The organism is Ruegeria sp. CDSB113 (genome assembly GCF_059611045.1).
Map to the genome: position 1 here is coordinate 790,763 of NZ_JBXWOU010000001.1, position 18,557 is coordinate 809,319.

Below are 18,557 nucleotides of genomic sequence, written 5' to 3' on the forward strand. Positions count from 1 at the left end.
TTTTTGGTCAAAGCGCGGCGAACTGCGCTGCCTGCTTGTCGGTCCACAATACGGTGATCTGAAATCCGTCATCCGTCTGCTCTTCGGATTGAACGACATCCTGACGAAACAGCCACGCACGCTTGTTGCCTTCGGAAAACGCCAGCGTCAAAACCGTTTCGTGCCGAACCCCCTGCAAATTAACCGCGATCTCGGCCAGCAGCGGTTCGATGCCCTCGCCCGTCACGGCGGAAATAGCAAAGATCGACGGGTCGCGGTCGGCCCGGGCAAACGTGGCCTCGCGCTCATCTTCGTTCAACAGGTCGATCTTGTTCCAGACCTCAAGCCGGGGGCGTTCGTCATCAACGCCCAACGAGGTCAAAATGGTTTCGACATCCCGGGCTTGCGCCTCGGTGTCTTCATGGCTGATGTCGCGCACATGCACGACGATATCTGCGCCCAGAACCTCTTCGAGTGTGGCGCGGAAGGCCGCGACCAGTTCGGTTGGCAAGTTCGAAATGAACCCCACCGTGTCCGACAGAATCACCTCGGGACCATCTGGTAACTCAACCCGCCGCATGGTCGGGTCCAGCGTGGCAAACAGCATGTCCTTTGCCATTACCTCGGCCCCGGTCAGGCGATTGAACAAAGTTGATTTACCGGCGTTCGTATAGCCCACCAACGCAACAATCGGATACGGCACCTTTGCCCGAGCAGCACGGTGCAAGGTCCGGGTCTTGATTACCTTCTGCAATTGACGGCGCAGGCGCACAAGCTGATCGTCGATCGCCCTTCGGTCAGCCTCGATCTGGGTTTCACCGGGACCACCGACAAACCCCAATCCACCCCGCTGACGTTCAAGGTGGGTCCAGGCGCGAACCAGACGCGTACGCTGATAGCTAAGCGCGGCCATCTCGACCTGCAGCACACCTTCACGGGTGCGCGCGCGGTCGCTGAAAATCTCCAAAATCAACCCGGTCCGGTCGAGGATTTTAACCTTCCACGCCTTTTCCAGATTGCGCTGTTGAACAGGGGTAACCGGCCCGTCGATCAGAACCAGCTCGACCTCGGCGTCATGGAACCGTTCGCCCAATTCTTCGATCTTACCGGTCCCGAACAACAACCCCGGCTGGGCACGTGGCAGACGCACAATATCGGACCCGATCACATCCAGATCGGGCAAAGCGGCAGCCAGCGCCACCGCCTCTTCCAGCGCCGGTCCTGGGACACGGCGCTGTTCATCTGATTTGATTTCCGGATGCAGCACCCAAGCCCGGGTGCGCGTCCTGTCATGTTCCATCAAGAGGCGTCTTCGCCCTCATACAGGTTGATCGGCTGCGACGGCATGATCGTTGAAATTGCGTGTTTGTAGACCAGCTGCGACTGTCCGTCGCGGCGCAACAATACGCAGAAATTGTCGAACCAGGTGATGACACCCTGCAATTTCACACCGTTGATCAGGAAAATTGTGACCGGGACCTTTGCTTTCCGTACATTATTCAGGAACGCGTCCTGCAGATTCTGTCTGTCCGAAGCCATATTATTATAATCTCGCCATTGTTCTTGCTACGCGCTGCGGACCAACGCGCTCCCTCTGGCAGAGTATGGAGTGTCGTTAACCGATATTCCAGATGAAAAATAAGGCGTCGGCAAAGGTGAGGATTCTTAGTCTCGCCAGAGGGTTGGCGTAATCAGCGCAATGATCGCCAATGTTTCCAGTCGCCCGATCACCATCGCCGCACACATGGTCAGCTTTGCGCCCCAGGGCAAATCGACCAGACGGATAGGAACATCAGTGGCCAGTTCGATCAGCGGCCCGGTGGTGCTGAGCGCCGCAACGCTGAGGACCATCGCCTGTTCAAACCCCGAGCCCATCGCGGCCAGCAACAGATTGAACAGTGCTGCGGTAAGGGCGAACATCATCAGGAAGATCCAGGCAATAAAGGCCCCGTCGCTTTGAATGCGACGGTTACCGCCGCCAATGCCACTAACGGATGAGGGATAGATCAACCGATCAATCTCGCGCGCGCCATTGAGGTACAGGGCAAAGACCCGCAGCAGTTTGACCCCGCCCGCCGTTGTGGCCACCCCTCCTCCGATCAGGGCGAGACCCATCAGGATCAGCCCGGGGGTGCCAAGGCCGGACAATTGCTGGGCATCATTCCAGTTTGCGCTTTCGAATCCGGCTGTGGTCAGGAAAGACAACGCCGTAAAGATCATACCCCAGATCACGCTGAGTGCCTGAAGCGGTTCCAGCTGATTGCCGATTTCCAGAACGCCGGCCCAGACGCGCGCGAACAACAAAGCCGCCACAAAACCAACGATCATCAGGCCAATCCGGAATTCGGGGTCTTGGTCCAGCCGGGAATAGCCTGTTGTTGCCGTATCGGTCGAAAAGGTCAGCCGCGACAAGGCGAAGAACAGGAACAGAAACAGGATCGCCTCGCCCGTTATTCCGGCCTGCGCCCCCTCCAGCCCGCCGACCGGAGATATCCCCGACGTGGCCATGGTTGACATGGCGTGACACACGGCAGTCAGGCCGTTTTCTCCGGCGATCAGCAGCAGGATCCATATGGTTGCGGTCAGACCGGTATAGACTGGTGTCAAGGTCCGGGTCACACGGATCAGACGGCCGCGGGGGTCGACCTCTTCGCTTTGTGCGACGCCCGACACCGGGCGACCGGGCTGGCCGCGCGCCGTAATCTCGAACCCACCCAGCGACAAGGGCGCCAGAATTGCAGCCGCGGCAATCCACATCAGCAAGCCACCCATCCAGCCGACCAAAGCGCGCCACAGGTGCAGTGGTGCGGTCAGGCGATCGGGGTCCGGAAACAGATCTGCGCCGGTGGTGGTCACAGCGCTGACCATATCAAAATACGCGTTCAAAAAGGTGGTGGTGCCCAAGGCATCATGCAGCGGAATCGCCAGAAACAGCGGCAGAACGGTAAAACACCCCAGCAACACGGCCAGTTGCCCCAGCGTCCCACGTCGCGGCACGCGGTTTGATGCTGCCACAGCAATCGTGGACACCACGAACATTCCCAGAAGACCGGAATAGAAAAACGATCGCGACGTGTCGTGATCATCCAAGGCCAGCGCGTAAATCGCCGGAATCCACATCGATAACGCGGCAATTCCCCAGATCAACAGAAACAGCGGCAGCCGCTGTATCAAAGTGATCTGTTGTCTCAGAGCGCGCGCCATCAGAAGAAATCGATTGAAACCTGCATCAGGCGCTCGACCTCGGGCACGTCCTTGGCCATCGCAAAGATTGCCACCACGTCCTTTTCATCGATCCGCAGGCTGCCTGTCGGGCGCAAAAGCTCATCGCCTTTTCGGACGGCACCTACCAGAACGCCTTCGGGAAAATCGATATCCCGCAGCTTCTGCCCGGCCATGGGTGAGGTCGACAGCACCTCGGCCTCGATCACTTCTGCCTCGGCATCCCCGATAGAATAGACCTGCCGCACCCGCCCGTGGCGAATATGGCGCAGGATCGAGCTGACAGTGGTCGCACGTGGGTTTATGTAGGCGTCGATCCCCAGTGGCCCCATCAGCGCCACCATGCTTGGATCATTGATCAAGGCAATCGCCAAGGCACAACCTTCGGCCTTGGCCCGTACCGCAGCCAGCATGTTGGCGCGGTCGTCATCGGTGACCGCCAGCATTGCGTCGGCGCGTTCGATCCCGGCCTCGCGCAACAAGGCGGCATCCAGCCCGTCGCCATTCAGGACAATCGTCCGTTCCAATGTTTCGGCGGCTATTTCAGCGCTTTGGCGATCACGCTCGATCACCTTGGCGCGCACGCGGCTTTCACGCTCTTCCAACGTCCGTGCTACTTCCAACCCGACATTGCCGCCGCCCACAATTACCACGCGGTCCTGCTTTTTGTGGGTCTTGCCGAAAACCTCCATCGTGCGGTCTACGTCTTTGACATTGGTAAAGACATAGCATTCGTCGCCGACAAACAGCTGATCTTCGGATTCAGGCGCAAACAGCGTGCCATCGCGCCGAACACCGACAACGATTGAGCTGAGCGTCGAAAACAGGTCCGTGAGCTGCCGCAGAGGTGTGTTCACGATGGGGCAATCTTCGTCGATACGGATGCCCAGAAGCTGCGCCTGTCCATCCATGAACATCTCAGTATCAAAGGCGGACGGGGCCGAAAGGCGGCGCATGGCGGCTGCCGCCACTTCGCGTTCGGGGCTGATCACGACGTCGATGGGCAAGTGGTCACGACGGAACAGATCCGAATGGATCGCCTGCAAATACGATTTCGCCCGCAACCGAGCGATCTTGCGCTGGATGGAAAAGATCGAATGCGCCATCTGACAGGTGACCATATTCACCTCGTCCGAATGGGTCGCTGCGATGATCATATCGGCATCACGTGCGCCTGCGCGTTCCAGCACGTCAGGATAGCTGGCAAATCCGGCAATCCCCTGAACATCCAGCGTTTCCGTCGCCCGGCGCACCAGATCGGGATTGTTGTCCACCACCGTTACGTCATTCAGTTCGCCCGACAAGTGACGTGCGATCTGCCAGCCGACCTGACCGGCACCGCATATGATGACCTTCATGTTTCTGGCCCTTCTGCCTGAAATCCTTGAATGACAGATGCCCCTATAGCGGTCAATTGAATTGTCATTCAGACAAAGCTGGGGCAAGATAACCCTATGAAATCAGTGCTTCACTTACTAATTCCACTGACCGTCCTGTCCGCATGCAGCGGCCCACTTTCGCTGTACTACCGCGAAGGTGAAAGCGTGTCGCGCGCGCAGTCCGAGACCACGCAATGTCAGGTTAAGGCGGTAAATGACGTTCCCGTCGCCAATCAGGTGCGGCAGAGCCCGCCCACATACTGGCCGGGACGCACTTATTGCGACAACCGGGGGCACTGCTATCGCTCGCCTGGTTGGTGGGAACCCGGGCGCGTTTATACGGTCGACGTGAATGCCGGTCTGCGCAATCAGGTCGAGGCACAATGCATGGCGAAAAAAGGCTTTCGTCCGATCAGCCTGCCGCCCTGCAAACAGAGCGTAAAGTCTCAGGTTCCACCTGCGCGCACAACGAAATTGCCGCCGTTGGGAACCCAATCCTGCTATGTGAAGTTCGACGACGGTTCATTTCAGATCATCAACCCGGGACAGGCAGGGTAATGCCCCGGCGGATTATTCCGCCGGTTCCGGTTCGTCGATTTGCGCCACCCGTGCCCCGGATTTGTTCGAGGTCACAACACCAAGCGATTTGAGCTTGCGGTGCAGCGCGCTGCGCTCCATGCCAACAAAGCTGGCGGTTCGGCTGATATTGCCACCAAAGCGGTTGATCTGGGTCAGCAGGTATTCACGCTCGAACGCCTCGCGTGCTTCGCGCAGCGGCAGGGTTGCCAGTGCCCCAGACAAAACAACGCGGCCCGAGTCGTCGGTTTTCTCTTCTTCGGTTGGCAATTCGCGTGCTTCGATCGGGCCCGTTCCATCGCCCAGGATCAGGACACGCTCGATCAGGTTCTTCAGCTGACGCACATTGCCGGGCCAGGTCATGGTCTGCAACAATGCCACCGCCTCTTCCGAGATCTCGCGAATTGGCAAGCCTTGGGATTCGTTGCACATTTCGATGAAATGCTGCGCCAGAACCGGAATATCCTCGCGCCGGTCCTCCATCGAAGGCACGGCGATCGGCACAACGTTCAGGCGGTGATACAGCTCTTCACGGAACCGGTCAGCTTCGATTTCGGCATCAAGATCGCGATTTGTCGACGAGATGACCCTCAGATCCACACGCACCTTGTCTGACCCGCCTACCCGCTGGAATTGCTGGTCGACCAGTACTCGCAGAATCTTGGATTGCGTCCCCAAGGGCATGTCAGCCACTTCGTCAAAGTAGATCACGCCTCCATGGGCCTCTTCCAGCAAGCCGGATTCGATCCCGCGTTCCGATGACTCGCGCCCGAATAGCACCTCTTCGACGCGCTCTGGTTCGACCCCGGCGCAGTTGACGGTGACGAAAGGAGCGTTGGCACGGTTGGAATGGGCGTGGATGTAACGCGCGGCAATCTCTTTGCCCGACCCGGCTGGCCCGCTCAACATCACGCGGCCGTTCGACTTGGTGACCTTGTCCAACTGGCTCTGCATTGCCCGGAACGAGGCCGATTTGCCGATCATGTCCGAGTTGGTGACCTCACGCCGCTTGAGCGAAGCATTCTCACGGCGCAAGCGCGAGGTCTCCATGGCGCGGCGGATCACGACCATCAACTGATCAATGTTGAACGGCTTTTCGATAAAATCGTAAGCGCCCTGCTTGATGGCGGCCACAGCAATTTCGATGTTGCCGTGACCGGAAATGATCACCACCGGCACGTCGGGGTTGTCGCGTTTAACCGACTTCAGGATATCGATCCCGTCCATACGGCTGTCTTTCAGCCAGATATCAAGGATCAACAGACCCGGTGGCTCGGAATTGATCGACGACATACACTCGTCCGAGTTTGCCGCCAGCCGGGTTGAATAGCCTTCGTCCTCCAGAATGTCGGACACCAGTTCGCGAATATCGCGTTCGTCATCTACGATCAGAATGTCGCTCATCTTTGGCCTGCTTTCAGTTTGTTAGTATGAATTGCCTGCTTTTGTGGCGCTGCAGTCTGGGAAATTTTGCCCCCCGGCAAACGGATCACAGCCATCGCACCGAAATGGTCCTGTCCGTCGAATACGGGCGCGTCTTCCAGGGTCAGCGCTCCGCCATGTTCTTCTATGATTTTCTTGACGATGGGCAGGCCCAGACCCGTGCCTTCGTCGCGCGTGGTGACATAGGGTTCAAACAACCGCGCCCGATCTTCGGGCAGCCCAATGCCATTGTCCGCTATTGTAATGACCGTCCCCGCATCATCGTTGGAAATGTCCACTTTGATCTGTGGCTTCAAATTTTCTGGCGGACCTTTTTTCTTAAGTGTTTCAATGGCCTCACCCGCGTTCTTTATCAAGTTCGTCAACGCCTGGTTCAACATCGTCGCATCGACATCCGCCAGGATGGGCTTGTCCGGCAACGTCGCGTCGATCTGCACGTCCGGCTGTCCGGCTTGCTGCAACAACACGGCTTCGCGCACCAGGTTAACAACGTCTTCCTCGCGCCGAACCGGTTCAGGCATCCGCGCGAATTTTGAAAACTCGTCCACGATCCGCCGCAAATCGTTGGTTTGCCGCACGATCACATCGGTCATGGATACAAGGCTGTCGCAATCCTCTTCGTCCAGTTTGCGCGAGAATTTGCGCTTGATCCGTTCCGCGCTAAGCTGGATGGGCGTCAGCGGGTTCTTGATCTCATGGGCAATACGGCGGGCCACATCGCCCCAGGCCGCCATACGCTGTGCACTGACCAGATCGGTCACGTCATCGAAGGCCACCACGTAGCCCTCCAGCCCTCCATCTTCGCCGCGCCGGATCGCCATTCGCACCAGCAAGTTTTCCAACCGCCCCTTACGCGTGACCTTAACCTCACCCTGCACGGCCTCTTGACCGCTGGCTTTCAGATTTTCGAACAAGGGAAGGAATTCGGGAACCGCGATGCCGATTGCCAGTTGTTCTTCACCGCGCGACCAGTCCAGAAGACGCTCGGCCGAGCGGTTTACGAATGTGACACATCCATCCGAATCGACGCCGACTACACCGGACGTCACCGAACTAAGCACCGAATCGAACAAGCGGCGGCGGCGTTCGATCTGACGCGTGTTTTCCAACAACGTTTCGCGCTGCCCTTTAAGTTGCCGCGTCATCTGATTGAAATAACGACCTAACATGGCGATTTCGTCATCGCTGGCCTCTTCGATGACCTGAACGCTCAGATCCCCGGCGCCGACCCTTTGTGCGGCTGTAGTCAGACGGCCAACCGGGCGCGACAGGCGTTCGGCGAACCACATCCCCAAAGACATCGCGGCAAGGATCAGAATGACTGCAAAGCCCAAGTACAAGAGCCCGAATTCAAAAAGAACCCGGCCCCTTTCACTTTCAAGCTGTTGGTAGAATTGTACCGTTTCCTTGGTGTCATCCAGCAATTTCAGCAGTTCGCCATCCACCTCGCGGCTAACATACAGATACCGGTCCAGATAAGCCTGCAACGGCACCAGCGCGCGGAACTCGTTGTTTTGCCAATCCGCAATGATCAGAAGGTCACTGTCGGTTGCCTCAACCATCTGCTCCGGTGTCGGCGGTTCATAGTTGAACAAGTAGGACCGGTCGCCGCGGGATTTAATTTCGCCACTGCCATCAATGACATATGCCTCGCGCAGGCCCCGCTGAATCTGCGATTGCCCCTGTGCCAGAACCTCGCGCAGTTCGGCGTCCGAAATGTAAAAGTCCAGCGTTCGTGCATTGTCGAGGAACCGGGAAAGAACGATTGCGTCCTGTGTCAGTCCGCTGCGGTGCTCAAGCTCATAGGCCTCGGCCGCCGACAGGGATGATCCGACAACCTGACGGACCCGATCCGAAAACCATCCCTCAAGCCCGATATTCACTGTAAGGCCGGCAAAGATCGCGACGGTCACTGTCGGTACCAAGGCCAGCAAGGTGAACGCCCCGATCAGCCGCAGGTGCAGACGTGACCCGGCAGATTTTGCCCGGCGCGCAGCGATCAGACTGAACACCTGTCCCAACACCAACGCCGCGACGACCAGCACATAGACCAGATCGGCAAGTAGAATCAGCCGCAGCGTGGGCGCTGCCGAACCCAAATCAAACGGACCGATGACCAGATACGTGGCCAACGCCAGAAGCGGACCCAAAAGGACCAGCCCCAAGGTGCTAAAATTGCGCAGTTTTCGGGATTTCCGCCACCGATCAATCGATAGGATCAGCCCGCTCTGTGCTCGGGTTGCCACCGTCTGCCCTCATCCTGATGTGCCGCTTACGCGGCGTACCGCCATATCTCGTGGTCGTTGCCGGGCTTGTACCCGGATGCCACGCTTTGTGTGGCGATATTACATCAGTTTGCGTCGGCGTGTCACCTGAATATCGAGATCGGTGATTTTTTTGCGCAGCGTATTCCTGTTGATCCCCAGCAAATCCGCACATTTCGCCTGATTTCCGCCGGTTGCGTCCAGTGCCTGCTCGATCAAGGGGCCCTCAACCTCGCGCAGGATGCGTTGATAAAGGCCAGGAGGTGGCAACAAATTGCCGTGCAGATCGAAATAGCGACGCAAATGACGGGCCACAGAGGCCGAGAGTTTCTCCCTTTCGCCGTCACCAAGAATCGGTTCCGCTTCGGGCTGACTGCCCAAAACCATCTCAACCTCGGCTTTCGATATTTCTTCGGCCCGGCTGGTCAGACTCAGACGTCGGATCGCGTTTTCCAGTTGTCGCACATTGCCGGGCCAGGAATACCGCCGCACCAGTTCTACCGCCTCGGAGCTGAGCCAGCGCTTTGTGCCATGTTCCCGTTCCTCGCGGGCAAGGAAGTGATCAACCAGCAGGGTGATATCGTCCACCCGCTCGCGCAGCGCAGGTACATGGATCGTCGCGCCGCACAGTCGATAATACAGATCCTGACGCACCCGCCCGTTTTCCATGGCTTCGGTCAGATCCGATTGGCTGGTCGCCATGAAGCGTGGAAGATGATCGCCGGGCGTGTCCATCATCCGGACAATACGTGCCTGGACCTCATCTTCGATATCAGCGATCTCATCAATCAACAAGGTGCCACCCCGTACCCTGGCCATAATGCGCGCAGGCCCTTCGAGGTCACGCAGATCACCGGCGGTCGCAGTGACGAAGGGCAGCGTGCGCCGGTCCGAAAAATCATGAATAGCGCGTGCGATCAAGGACTTGCCGGTGCCACTTTCACCGGAAATCATGACCGAAAGATCGGTATTCATCACGCGTGCCACAAGGCGATACAGCGCCTGCATCCCCGGCGTGCGCCCAACCAGCGGCAGCTCTTCAGGACGGTCTTCGGCCGGTACGACCGCATCCGCCTGCACGCGTTGCTTTTGCTCCAACGCCCGTGCGGTCCGCTTCATCAGGTCCGGCAGGTCAAAAGGCTTGGGAAGATAGTCATATGCGTCCGCCTCGGCCGCCTGAATGGCGGTCATGATCGTGTTCTGCGCCGAGATCACGATAACTGGCAAACCCGGACGGTCTTGTGCGATTTTTGGCAACATCTCGAGCCCGTTACCATCCGGCATGACGACGTCCGAGATAACAACATCCCCTTTGCCCTCGCCGACCCAGCGCATCAGAGTGGTCAGCGAGGATGTCGCATGCACCTTGCACCCGGCCCGCGTCAGGGCCTGAGTCAGTACGGTTCGGATTGTGCGATCGTCATCTGCGACCAGTACTGTGCCATCCATCAGGTGCTCTCCTTACTATCTCTGCCCGGTTGTCCATCTCAGGTCGCGTCGCGCGGTGCGCGCCTGATGGACAGGCGGAATACGGTGTGTCCCGGAACCGACTCGGCCAAAATCCAGCCGTCGTGGTCCGAGATGATTTTACTGACCAGCGCCAGCCCAAGACCGGTGCCGTTTTCCCTGCCCGAAACAAACGGATCGAAAATGTCGCTGCGGATCTTGTCCGGCAGCCCTGGACCGTCGTCGATGATTTCGATCTGCAGGGGCAAAGAATGCCCCGAACCGTCGCTGCGGCGCAGCCGGAAGGAATGTTCGAAATACGTCCGCAGGCGGATTGTACCGCCCTTGGGGGACGCCTCGGATGCATTTTTGAGCAGGTTCAGCACCACCTGCAAAAGTTGATCCGGGTCACCATACGCCAGCGGCAACGAGGGGTCGTAATCTTCGATGATCGTCATATGCGCGCCAAAACCCAACAGCGCCGAGCGCCGCGCACGGTCCAGAACGTCATGGATATTGACCGGTTTGAAATCTGGCTGGGTCAGGTTCCCAAATTGCTCGACCTGCTCTAACAGCTTCACGATCCGACGGCTTTCAGCAACGATAAGATCTGTAAGTTCAAGGTCTTGCTGGCTGATATTCATACTCAGAAGCTGCGCGGCCCCGGTGATCCCCGCCAACGGGTTCTTGATTTCATGCGCAAGCATCTCAGCCATGCCAATTGCGGATTGGGCAGCCGACTTTACTGTGTTGCCCCGTGTCATCCGCCCCGCCAGTTCGCGTGGGGACATGGTCATGATCATCGACCCCGGATGCCCAAGCAGCGGCGCAATCTGCAAAGCGCATTGCAGCGGCGCCCGATTGCCTGACCCCACATCGACATCATTCACGAAAAGCGGTGTGCCCTGTTGGCGTGCGCGCAAAAACGCTTCTTCCAGTGGGGCATCCACGGCGATCTGGTCCCAGACCGGGTGACCGATAACTGCATTGCGGGACGCATTCAGGAACCCCTCTCCGGCGGAATTCACATCAGTGATCCGGTCATCGGCATCAATGATGAAAGCCGGAACCGGCAGCGATGCCCAGATGTTTTGGTCCGAGGTCATGCTGCTGCCTCTGCGTCGCCGTGCAGGGCATCGCCCAACAGGCGCAGCACCTCGGCGGTATCCCGCGAGGTCAATACCGCACGGCGAAGGGTTGCCGGGGTCGCGGCCTCATCCATGTACCAGCCAAGATGTTTACGTGCCACGCGCAGACCCAGATCGGTGCCGTAAAAGTCCAGCATCGCCTCATAATGACCGCGCACCATGTCGATCAGGTCGCCATTAGCGGGGATGACCGGCGCTTGTGCGCCATACAAGTCGTGGCAGATCTGGGCCAGCAGCCAAGGCTTACCCTGCGCCCCACGCCCAACCATGACGCCATCAGCGCCTGATTGATCCAAAGCCGTGCGCGCTGCATCAGTATCTACGATATCCCCGTTCGCGATGACGGGGATCGAGACCGACTCTTTCACCGCACGGATCGCTTGCCAGTCCGCGCGTCCCTTGTAGAACTGGCACCGCGTACGCCCGTGGATTGTGACCAGTTGGATGCCCGCACCTTGCGCTCGACGCGCCACGTCCGGCGCGTTCAGCAGGTTGTCGTCCCAACCCAGACGGGTTTTCAGAGTGACCGGAATGTCGACGGCCTCGACCACGGCCTCAATCAGTGTCAGCGCGTGATCCGGTGTCTTAAGCAGCGCCGAACCGGAATAGCCATTCGTCACCTTCTTTGCCGGGCAGCCCATATTGATGTCGATCACCCGCGCGCCACGATCGGCCACCTGACGCGCAGCCTCGGCCATCCAATGCGCCTCGCGCCCTGCAAGTTGAACAGCGGTGTTTTCAACGTCAGCAGACAGCTCGGCCCGTTCCCGCACGCCCGGTTTGGCCTGCACCATTTCCTGACTAGCGACCATTTCGCTGACGACCATGCCCGCGCCAAAGCGCATCACCAGATCGCGGAACGGTCGATCGGTGATCCCGGCCATCGGGGCCAGCATGACCGGCGGGTTCAGTGTTTTGTCGGCGAGGTGCAGGGTCAACGTGCTTAATCCTTGGGCAGTTGCGACTTAGATATCGAATTCGGCGCATATGAACAACAAAACGGCAGGAAACAAGCTTGCTAAATCATCAATTGCCTATTTTTTAAGCAACTTGACGCGGGTGATTGCCTCTACATTCACCGCAGCTTAAACACTGCGCTCAAATCATCGGAGAATTCGCCCAATGACCACCGCCGCCATCATCGTCGCCGCAGGACGCGGGTTGCGCGCCGGAGGCGGCAATCCCAAGCAATGGCGACCATTGGTCGGACGCAGAGTTGCGGATTGGACCATCGACCGCTTTCGCGATCAGGTCGATCATATTGTTCTGGTGCTTTCCGAGGATGATCAGACCGCTTGGGACGAGTTTTTAGGCACTGATCTGCTGCTGGCAAAAGGTGGCAGCGATCGCGCCGGTTCGGTACGGAACGGGCTTGATGTATTGGATGGCCTGGGGGTCGAACATGTCCTGATTCACGACATCGCCCGCCCTTGCGTGAGCAGCCAGACCATTAAGGACGTCCTGACCGCCCTGACCAAGCATGAGGCTGCGGCACCCGGTCTGGCTGTTACAGATGCGCTTTGGACCGGTGACGAAGCCGTTGTGACCGGAACGCAGGACCGGACGGGTCTTTTTGCGGCGCAGACCCCACAGGGTTTTCGCTATGACGCGATTGTCGCGGCGCACGCGGCCCATTCTGGCGGCGCGGCAGACGATGTGGAGGTCGCCCGCGCCTCAGGTCTGAACGTGGTGATCGTGCCAGGCGATGCCGATAACATCAAAATCACCAGGCCCGAGGATTTTGCCCGGGCGGAACGCATATTGGGGACGGACATGGATGTAAGACTGGGCAACGGCTATGACGTGCATCGCTTTGGTGACGGAGATCACGTGATCCTGTGCGGCGTCAAAATTCCGCATGACCGGGGACTACAGGGCCATTCTGATGCGGATGTTGGCATGCATGCGGTTACTGATGCAATCTATGGCGCGCTGGCGCAGGGCGATATTGGCCAGCACTTTCCTCCCTCGGACCCCCAATGGAAGGGCGCAGCAAGCGAGATCTTCCTGCGGCACGCGGTCGAGTTGTCGGTCCAGATGGGTTACAGCATCTCCAATGTCGATTGCACGCTGGTCTGCGAATACCCAAAGATCGGTCCGCACGCACCCGCGATGCGTGAAGAAATGGCGCGCATTATGGGGCTGCGCGTCGATCAGATCTCGGTCAAGGCGACCACGTCCGAACGCCTTGGTTTTACCGGGCGAAGCGAAGGCATCGCCTCATTGGCGACAGCTTGCCTGGTGAAGTCATGAACGCCGCGCGCCTGATCGGGACCGTTTGCGGCGTCGGATATCTACGCCCTGCACCCGGAACATGGGGATCTCTGGCAGCCCTGCCCCTGGCCTGGGTTCTGCATACGCTGGGCGGTTTTCCCTTGTTGGTCATCGCCACTGTGGCCGTTTTTGTCGGCGGCCTGTGGGCAACCAGAGTGATGACCGCTGGGCAGGAAGATCACGACCCGTCCGAAATCGTCATCGACGAAGTTGCCGGGCAGTTCATCGCGCTTTGGGCCATTTCCTACCCATCTTGGGCGCATGGAATTGATATCACAGCCCTTTGGCCCGGATGGATCGCTGGTTTCCTGCTGTTTCGCCTGTTCGACATCACGAAACTCGGCCCGGTGGGCTGGGCAGACCGCAAAGGTGACGCGATGGGCGTGATGCTGGACGATGTGATCGCCGGCGTCTTTGCCGGGATCGGCGTTCTGGTTCTTGCCGGCATCTCACACGGTGTTCTGGGCCTATGAGTGTCGCCGCCTTGCTTGATCGCGCCAAGGCGCAAGGCGTGATGATCGCGACAGCTGAAAGCTGCACCGGCGGCATGGTCGCTGCTGCGCTGACGGATATCCCGGGCAGCTCGGCCGTGGTGGATCGCGGGTTTGTCACCTACACCAATGACGCCAAGCAGCAGATGCTGGGCGTACAGGCCGAAACGCTGGACGCATATGGCGCGGTGTCCGAAGAAGTGGCACAGCAGATGGCCGATGGCGCGTTGAGAAATTCAAAAGCGCAACTTGCAGTGTCCATCACCGGCATCGCAGGCCCTGGCGGATCCGAATTCAAACCCGAAGGCCGCGTGTGCTTTGGATTGGCGGTGGACGGGCAATCGACGACAACCCAAGCCGTGGAATTTGGCGCGTTGGGGCGCGACAAGGTCCGGCTGGCCGCCCGTGATCATGCCTTGGACCTGCTGTCACGCGGCCTTTCGTTAATTGCTTAATAATCTAGCACCCCACTCATTTTGGCGCTCATTTAATCACCGGTTCACAAAAGGCCCTTAAAACAGGCGTCAAAAACGGCCTCCGCCTCTTTTTTCCCCGCCCTCTCTCCGCTTCAACGCCAGCCACGCAAGCTGAAGACGCCACAGAGGAGACCGGCTGATGAACGGAGCCGATACCGCCTGGATCATAGTTGCAACTGCACTGGTCCTATTCATGACATTGCCGGGCCTCGCCCTGTTCTATGGCGGCCTCGTGCGCGCCCGCAACGTGCTGAGTGTTTTCATGCACTGCTTCAGCATCGCTTGTTTGATGAGCATCCTGTGGCTGGTCGCCGGATATTCGATCGCATTTGGTGACGGCGGATCGGGTCTGTGGGGCGGTCTGGGCAAAGCCTTCCTGAACGGAGTTGATGTCGATAGCCTGTCGGGAACCCTGCCCGAGGTTCTGTTCTTTGCCTTCCAGATGACCTTTGCAATCATCACCCCCGCCCTGATCATCGGCGCATATGTCGAGCGTGTGGGTTACGGGTTTGTCATGATCTTCTCAGGCTTGTGGATGCTGCTGTGCTACGCACCCGTCGTTCACTGGATTTGGGGCGGCGGTATTCTGACCGATGGCGGCATTCTGGGCGAGATCGGCGTGCGTGACTTTGCCGGTGGCATCGTGGTGCACGAAACCGCAGGTCTGGCCGCGCTGATCATCGCCGTGGTCCTTGGCCCGCGCCGCAACCGTACGACCCCGCCGCACAATCCGGGCTATGTCATGATCGGTGCCGCGATGCTTTGGGTTGGCTGGTTTGGCTTCAACGGCGGTTCACAATTGGCGGCAGATGGCGGTGCCGCAATGGCAATAACAGTTACGCATATCTCGGCTGCAACCGCATCGCTGACATGGGCGCTGTATGAACGCATCAAATACGGCAAAGCTTCGATGGTGGGCCTGGTTACAGGTACGATTGCGGGTCTGGCCTCGATCACTCCGGCCTCAGGCTATGTCGATCCGGTTCAGGCGTTGATCATCGGTGCCGTAGCAGGCGTGCTGTGTCAGGAGGCCGTAAATATCATCCGTAACACGCTGAACATCGACGACACTCTGGATGTGTTCGCGGTGCACGGCATAGGCGGCATCTTTGGCACCATCATGATCGCTGTATTCGGCATTGGCACCTGGACCGCGCAGTTGGGCGGGCTGGTCATCGTAGGTGTCTTTACGGCAGTTGTCACATTTGTGTTGATCAAGGTGGTTGCGCTGATCACCCCGCTTCGCGTAGATGCAGAAACTGAGACAAACGGGCTCGATCTTTCGGTACACGGCGAGCGTGCCTATGACATGAGCAGCTAAGCCCACCTTGGCTGCCTTGTGCCCGTAAGGGCCAAAGCGGGCCTCTTCGTGAGGTCCGCTTTTCTTTTGCGCACACCCCTCTCGACTCTGGGACGGGGGACAGGCTATCAGCCCGCAACGTCATTTTGTCCCGAGGTTACACCATGATCCCCAGTTCCTTCCCCGATAGCACCGAAATCGCCCGCCTGACCGCGCGGATGTTGCTGGAGATCAAAGCCGTCCATTTCAATTCGCGCGAGCCTTTCACACTGGCCAGCGGCTTGCCCAGCCCGACTTACATCGACTGTCGCAAGCTGATCTCTTACCCGCGAATCCGGTCGACCCTGATGGATTTCCTGACCGTCACCGTGATGCGCGACGCGGGTTTCGAGGCGTTCGACAATATCGCCGGCGGCGAGACCGCGGGCATTCCATTCGCGGCAATGGTGGCTGAGCGTATGGCGCTGCCGATGACCTATGTGCGCAAAAAGCCAAAGGGTTATGGCCGCAACGCCCGTATCGAAGGCGCGATGAGCGAGGGAGAGCGCGTGCTGCTGGTCGAGGATCTGACCACCGATGGCGGGTCCAAGCTGTCCTTCGTGGACGCGATCCGCGAAACAGGTGCCACTTGCGGGCACACGGCGGTCATCTTCTACTATGGCATCTTCCCCGAGACCGAAAAAACGTTAGGCGACCATGGCATCCAACTGCATCACCTGTGCACATGGTGGGATGTTCTGGCCGAGGCCAAAGCGCAGAAAGCTTTTGATCAGGAAACACTTGAGGGTGTCGAAGCCTTCCTGAAAGACCCGCGTGGCTGGCAAGAAGCAAATAAATCCACGTAAACCTCTTGTGGACAGATTGGGGATAAGCCCGGAAGAATCGGTCGACCGGCCACGATATCTGGTGACTTTTTCCCCAATTCCTACATAATAAGCTACGCATACACAGGTATCCAAACTGTCAGGAAAGTTATCCCAAGGCTTTATCCATAGTTAGCCACAGGTATTTCCAGATAGCCGACACGCCGAGATAGCGTGTAGAAAGCCGCAGGGCAGCGGGGACAAAATGAACGAGATCAGCAGTATCGAGCAGGCAGCAGCTCGGATTCAGAACGCCGAAACCATGCCGCATTCCATTGAGGCCGAACAGCAGCTTCTGGGTGCGATCCTGACCAATAACGATCTTTACGATCGGGTCGCCTCGATCATCGGGGCCGAGCATTTCTATGACCCGGTTCACTCTCGGATTTATGAGGTCGCCTCGACCCGGATCGCCAAGAATGCGCTGGCCTCGCCCGTGACGTTGAAATCCTTCATGGCCGAGGATGAGGGCCTGCAGGAACTGGGTGGCCCGGCCTATCTGGTCAAACTGGCGGGTGCATCGATCAGTGCCTTTGCGGTGCATGACTATGCCCAGATGATTTATGATCTGGCAATCCGGCGCGAGCTGATCCGCCTGGGCCGCGATATCTCGGACAAGGCGGCGCGGGTCGACATCAGCAGCGAACCAAAAGAACAAATCGTCGAAGCCGAGCAACAGCTTTATCAGTTATCCGAGCAGGGCCAGACCGAACAGGGATTTCAATCCTTCCTCAAGGCGGTCACAGAAGCTGTCAACGTCACCAACGAAGCGTACCAGCGCGGTGGTGGCATGGCGGGGATTTCCACCGGTCTGGCCGACTTGGACAAGCAGCTTGGCGGGCTGCACCCGTCTGACTTGATCATTCTTGCCGGTCGTCCGTCGATGGGAAAAACCTCTCTGGCGACCAACGTGGCATTCAATGTCGCCAAGGCGTACAAACGTGGGCTGAAACCAGACGGCTCCGAGGGCGCGATTGACGGCGGCGTTGTTGGCTTTTTCTCATTGGAAATGAGTGCCGAACAGCTGGCAGGCCGAGTTCTGGCCGAAGCCTCCGAAATTTCATCCCATAAGATCCGCCAGGGTGACATGACCGAGTCCGAGTTCCGCCGCTTTGTCGACGCGGCCAAAGAACTGGAAGCCTGCCCGCTTTTCATTGACGACACGCCTGCCCTGCCGATCTCGCAGTTGGCGGCCCGGGCACGCCGTTTGAAGCGGACACATGGTTTGGACCTGCTCGTTATCGACTACCTGCAGCTGTGCCGGGGCATGGCCGAAAACCGCGTCAACGAAATTGCCGAGATTTCGATGGGCATGAAAGCCATCGCCAAGGAATTGCAAATTCCGGTGATCGCCCTGTCCCAGCTTTCGCGTCAGGTAGAAAACCGCGACGACAAGCGACCGCAATTGTCCGACCTGCGGGAATCAGGCTCGATCGAACAGGACGCCGACGTGGTGATGTTCGTGTTCCGCGAGGAATATTACAAAGAACGCGAAAAGCCCGGCGATCACGAACTTGAAAAGATGGAAGAGTGGAAGCAGGCCATGGAACGTCTGCACGGCAAGGCCGAAGTCATTGTCGGCAAGCAGCGCCACGGTCCCATCGGAACGGTTGACCTCTCGTTCGAGGCGCAGTTCACCCGTTTTGGAAATCTGGTCAAACCCTGGCAACAGGACGGGCAGATTGAGGGCTATTAA

16 protein-coding genes are annotated in these 18,557 nt (G+C 58.5%); 7 read left to right on the forward strand and 9 right to left on the reverse strand.

Annotated elements, in window-relative coordinates; genetic code table 11:
• Positions 1–7: 7 nt before the first annotated feature.
• The 4 genes from hflX to trkA form a co-directional block, all read right to left on the reverse strand.
• Entirely contained in the window at positions 8–1,279 is a 1,272-nt protein-coding gene (gene hflX, locus AC2FIS_RS03955; RefSeq protein WP_472723877.1) for a GTPase HflX, read from the reverse strand.
• A complete protein-coding gene (hfq, locus tag AC2FIS_RS03960; protein ID WP_005982826.1) occupies positions 1,279–1,518 on the reverse strand; it encodes an RNA chaperone Hfq in 240 nt (79 codons plus the stop codon). The genes hflX and hfq overlap by 1 nt, the downstream gene beginning before the upstream one ends.
• A 126-nt stretch (positions 1,519–1,644) precedes the next feature.
• Positions 1,645–3,183, reverse strand: a complete 1,539-nt coding sequence (locus AC2FIS_RS03965; protein WP_496772028.1) for a TrkH family potassium uptake protein — start codon at positions 3,181–3,183, stop codon at positions 1,645–1,647.
• Complete coding sequence (gene trkA, locus AC2FIS_RS03970; RefSeq protein ID WP_109311769.1) at positions 3,183–4,559, reverse strand: Trk system potassium transporter TrkA; 1,377 nt, start codon at positions 4,557–4,559, stop codon at positions 3,183–3,185. The genes AC2FIS_RS03965 and trkA overlap by 1 nt, the downstream gene beginning before the upstream one ends.
• Before the next feature lie 96 nt (positions 4,560–4,655).
• Here trkA and AC2FIS_RS03975 point away from each other — a divergent pair, with 96 nt between their 5' ends.
• Positions 4,656–5,138 (forward strand): hypothetical protein, encoded by a 483-nt coding sequence (locus AC2FIS_RS03975; RefSeq protein WP_113790140.1) that lies wholly within the window; start codon positions 4,656–4,658, stop codon positions 5,136–5,138.
• Between the two features lie 12 nt (positions 5,139–5,150).
• On the opposite strand, the gene ntrX is transcribed toward AC2FIS_RS03975, so the two are convergent.
• From ntrX to dusB, 5 genes are all read right to left on the reverse strand, one after another.
• Positions 5,151–6,560 (reverse strand): nitrogen assimilation response regulator NtrX, encoded by a 1,410-nt coding sequence (ntrX, locus tag AC2FIS_RS03980; RefSeq protein ID WP_113790139.1) that lies wholly within the window; start codon positions 6,558–6,560, stop codon positions 5,151–5,153.
• Positions 6,557–8,845 (reverse strand): sensor histidine kinase NtrY-like, encoded by a 2,289-nt coding sequence (locus AC2FIS_RS03985; protein ID WP_496772029.1) that lies wholly within the window; start codon positions 8,843–8,845, stop codon positions 6,557–6,559. Before AC2FIS_RS03985 ends, ntrX begins: the two co-directional genes overlap by 4 nt.
• 99 nt (positions 8,846–8,944) lie before the next feature.
• Positions 8,945–10,312 (reverse strand): response regulator, encoded by a 1,368-nt coding sequence (locus AC2FIS_RS03990; protein WP_496772030.1) that lies wholly within the window; start codon positions 10,310–10,312, stop codon positions 8,945–8,947.
• A gap of 38 nt (positions 10,313–10,350) precedes the next feature.
• Complete coding sequence (locus AC2FIS_RS03995) at positions 10,351–11,415, reverse strand: two-component system sensor histidine kinase NtrB (RefSeq protein ID WP_496772031.1); 1,065 nt, start codon at positions 11,413–11,415, stop codon at positions 10,351–10,353.
• Complete coding sequence (gene dusB, locus AC2FIS_RS04000) at positions 11,412–12,395, reverse strand: tRNA dihydrouridine synthase DusB (RefSeq protein ID WP_496772032.1); 984 nt, start codon at positions 12,393–12,395, stop codon at positions 11,412–11,414. Before dusB ends, AC2FIS_RS03995 begins: the two co-directional genes overlap by 4 nt.
• A gap of 184 nt (positions 12,396–12,579) precedes the next feature.
• Between dusB and AC2FIS_RS04005 the strand changes: the two genes are divergently transcribed.
• The 6 genes from AC2FIS_RS04005 to AC2FIS_RS04030 all read left to right on the forward strand — a co-directional run bounded on the left by AC2FIS_RS04005 (position 12,580) and on the right by AC2FIS_RS04030 (position 18,557).
• Positions 12,580–13,710 (forward strand): bifunctional 2-C-methyl-D-erythritol 4-phosphate cytidylyltransferase/2-C-methyl-D-erythritol 2,4-cyclodiphosphate synthase, encoded by a 1,131-nt coding sequence (locus tag AC2FIS_RS04005; RefSeq protein WP_496772033.1) that lies wholly within the window; start codon positions 12,580–12,582, stop codon positions 13,708–13,710.
• Positions 13,707–14,204, forward strand: a complete 498-nt coding sequence (locus AC2FIS_RS04010; protein WP_496772034.1) for a phosphatidylglycerophosphatase A family protein — start codon at positions 13,707–13,709, stop codon at positions 14,202–14,204. The genes AC2FIS_RS04005 and AC2FIS_RS04010 overlap by 4 nt, the downstream gene beginning before the upstream one ends.
• Complete coding sequence (locus tag AC2FIS_RS04015; protein WP_496772035.1) at positions 14,201–14,677, forward strand: CinA family protein; 477 nt, start codon at positions 14,201–14,203, stop codon at positions 14,675–14,677. The genes AC2FIS_RS04010 and AC2FIS_RS04015 overlap by 4 nt, the downstream gene beginning before the upstream one ends.
• Positions 14,678–14,837: 160 nt before the next feature.
• Positions 14,838–16,019, forward strand: coding sequence for an ammonium transporter (locus AC2FIS_RS04020; RefSeq protein ID WP_496772036.1), 1,182 nt, complete (start codon positions 14,838–14,840; stop codon positions 16,017–16,019).
• Positions 16,020–16,162: 143 nt separating this feature from the next.
• Positions 16,163–16,843, forward strand: coding sequence for an orotate phosphoribosyltransferase (locus AC2FIS_RS04025; protein WP_496721686.1), 681 nt, complete (start codon positions 16,163–16,165; stop codon positions 16,841–16,843).
• Between the two features lie 223 nt (positions 16,844–17,066).
• Entirely contained in the window at positions 17,067–18,557 is a 1,491-nt protein-coding gene (locus tag AC2FIS_RS04030; protein ID WP_496772037.1) for a replicative DNA helicase, read from the forward strand.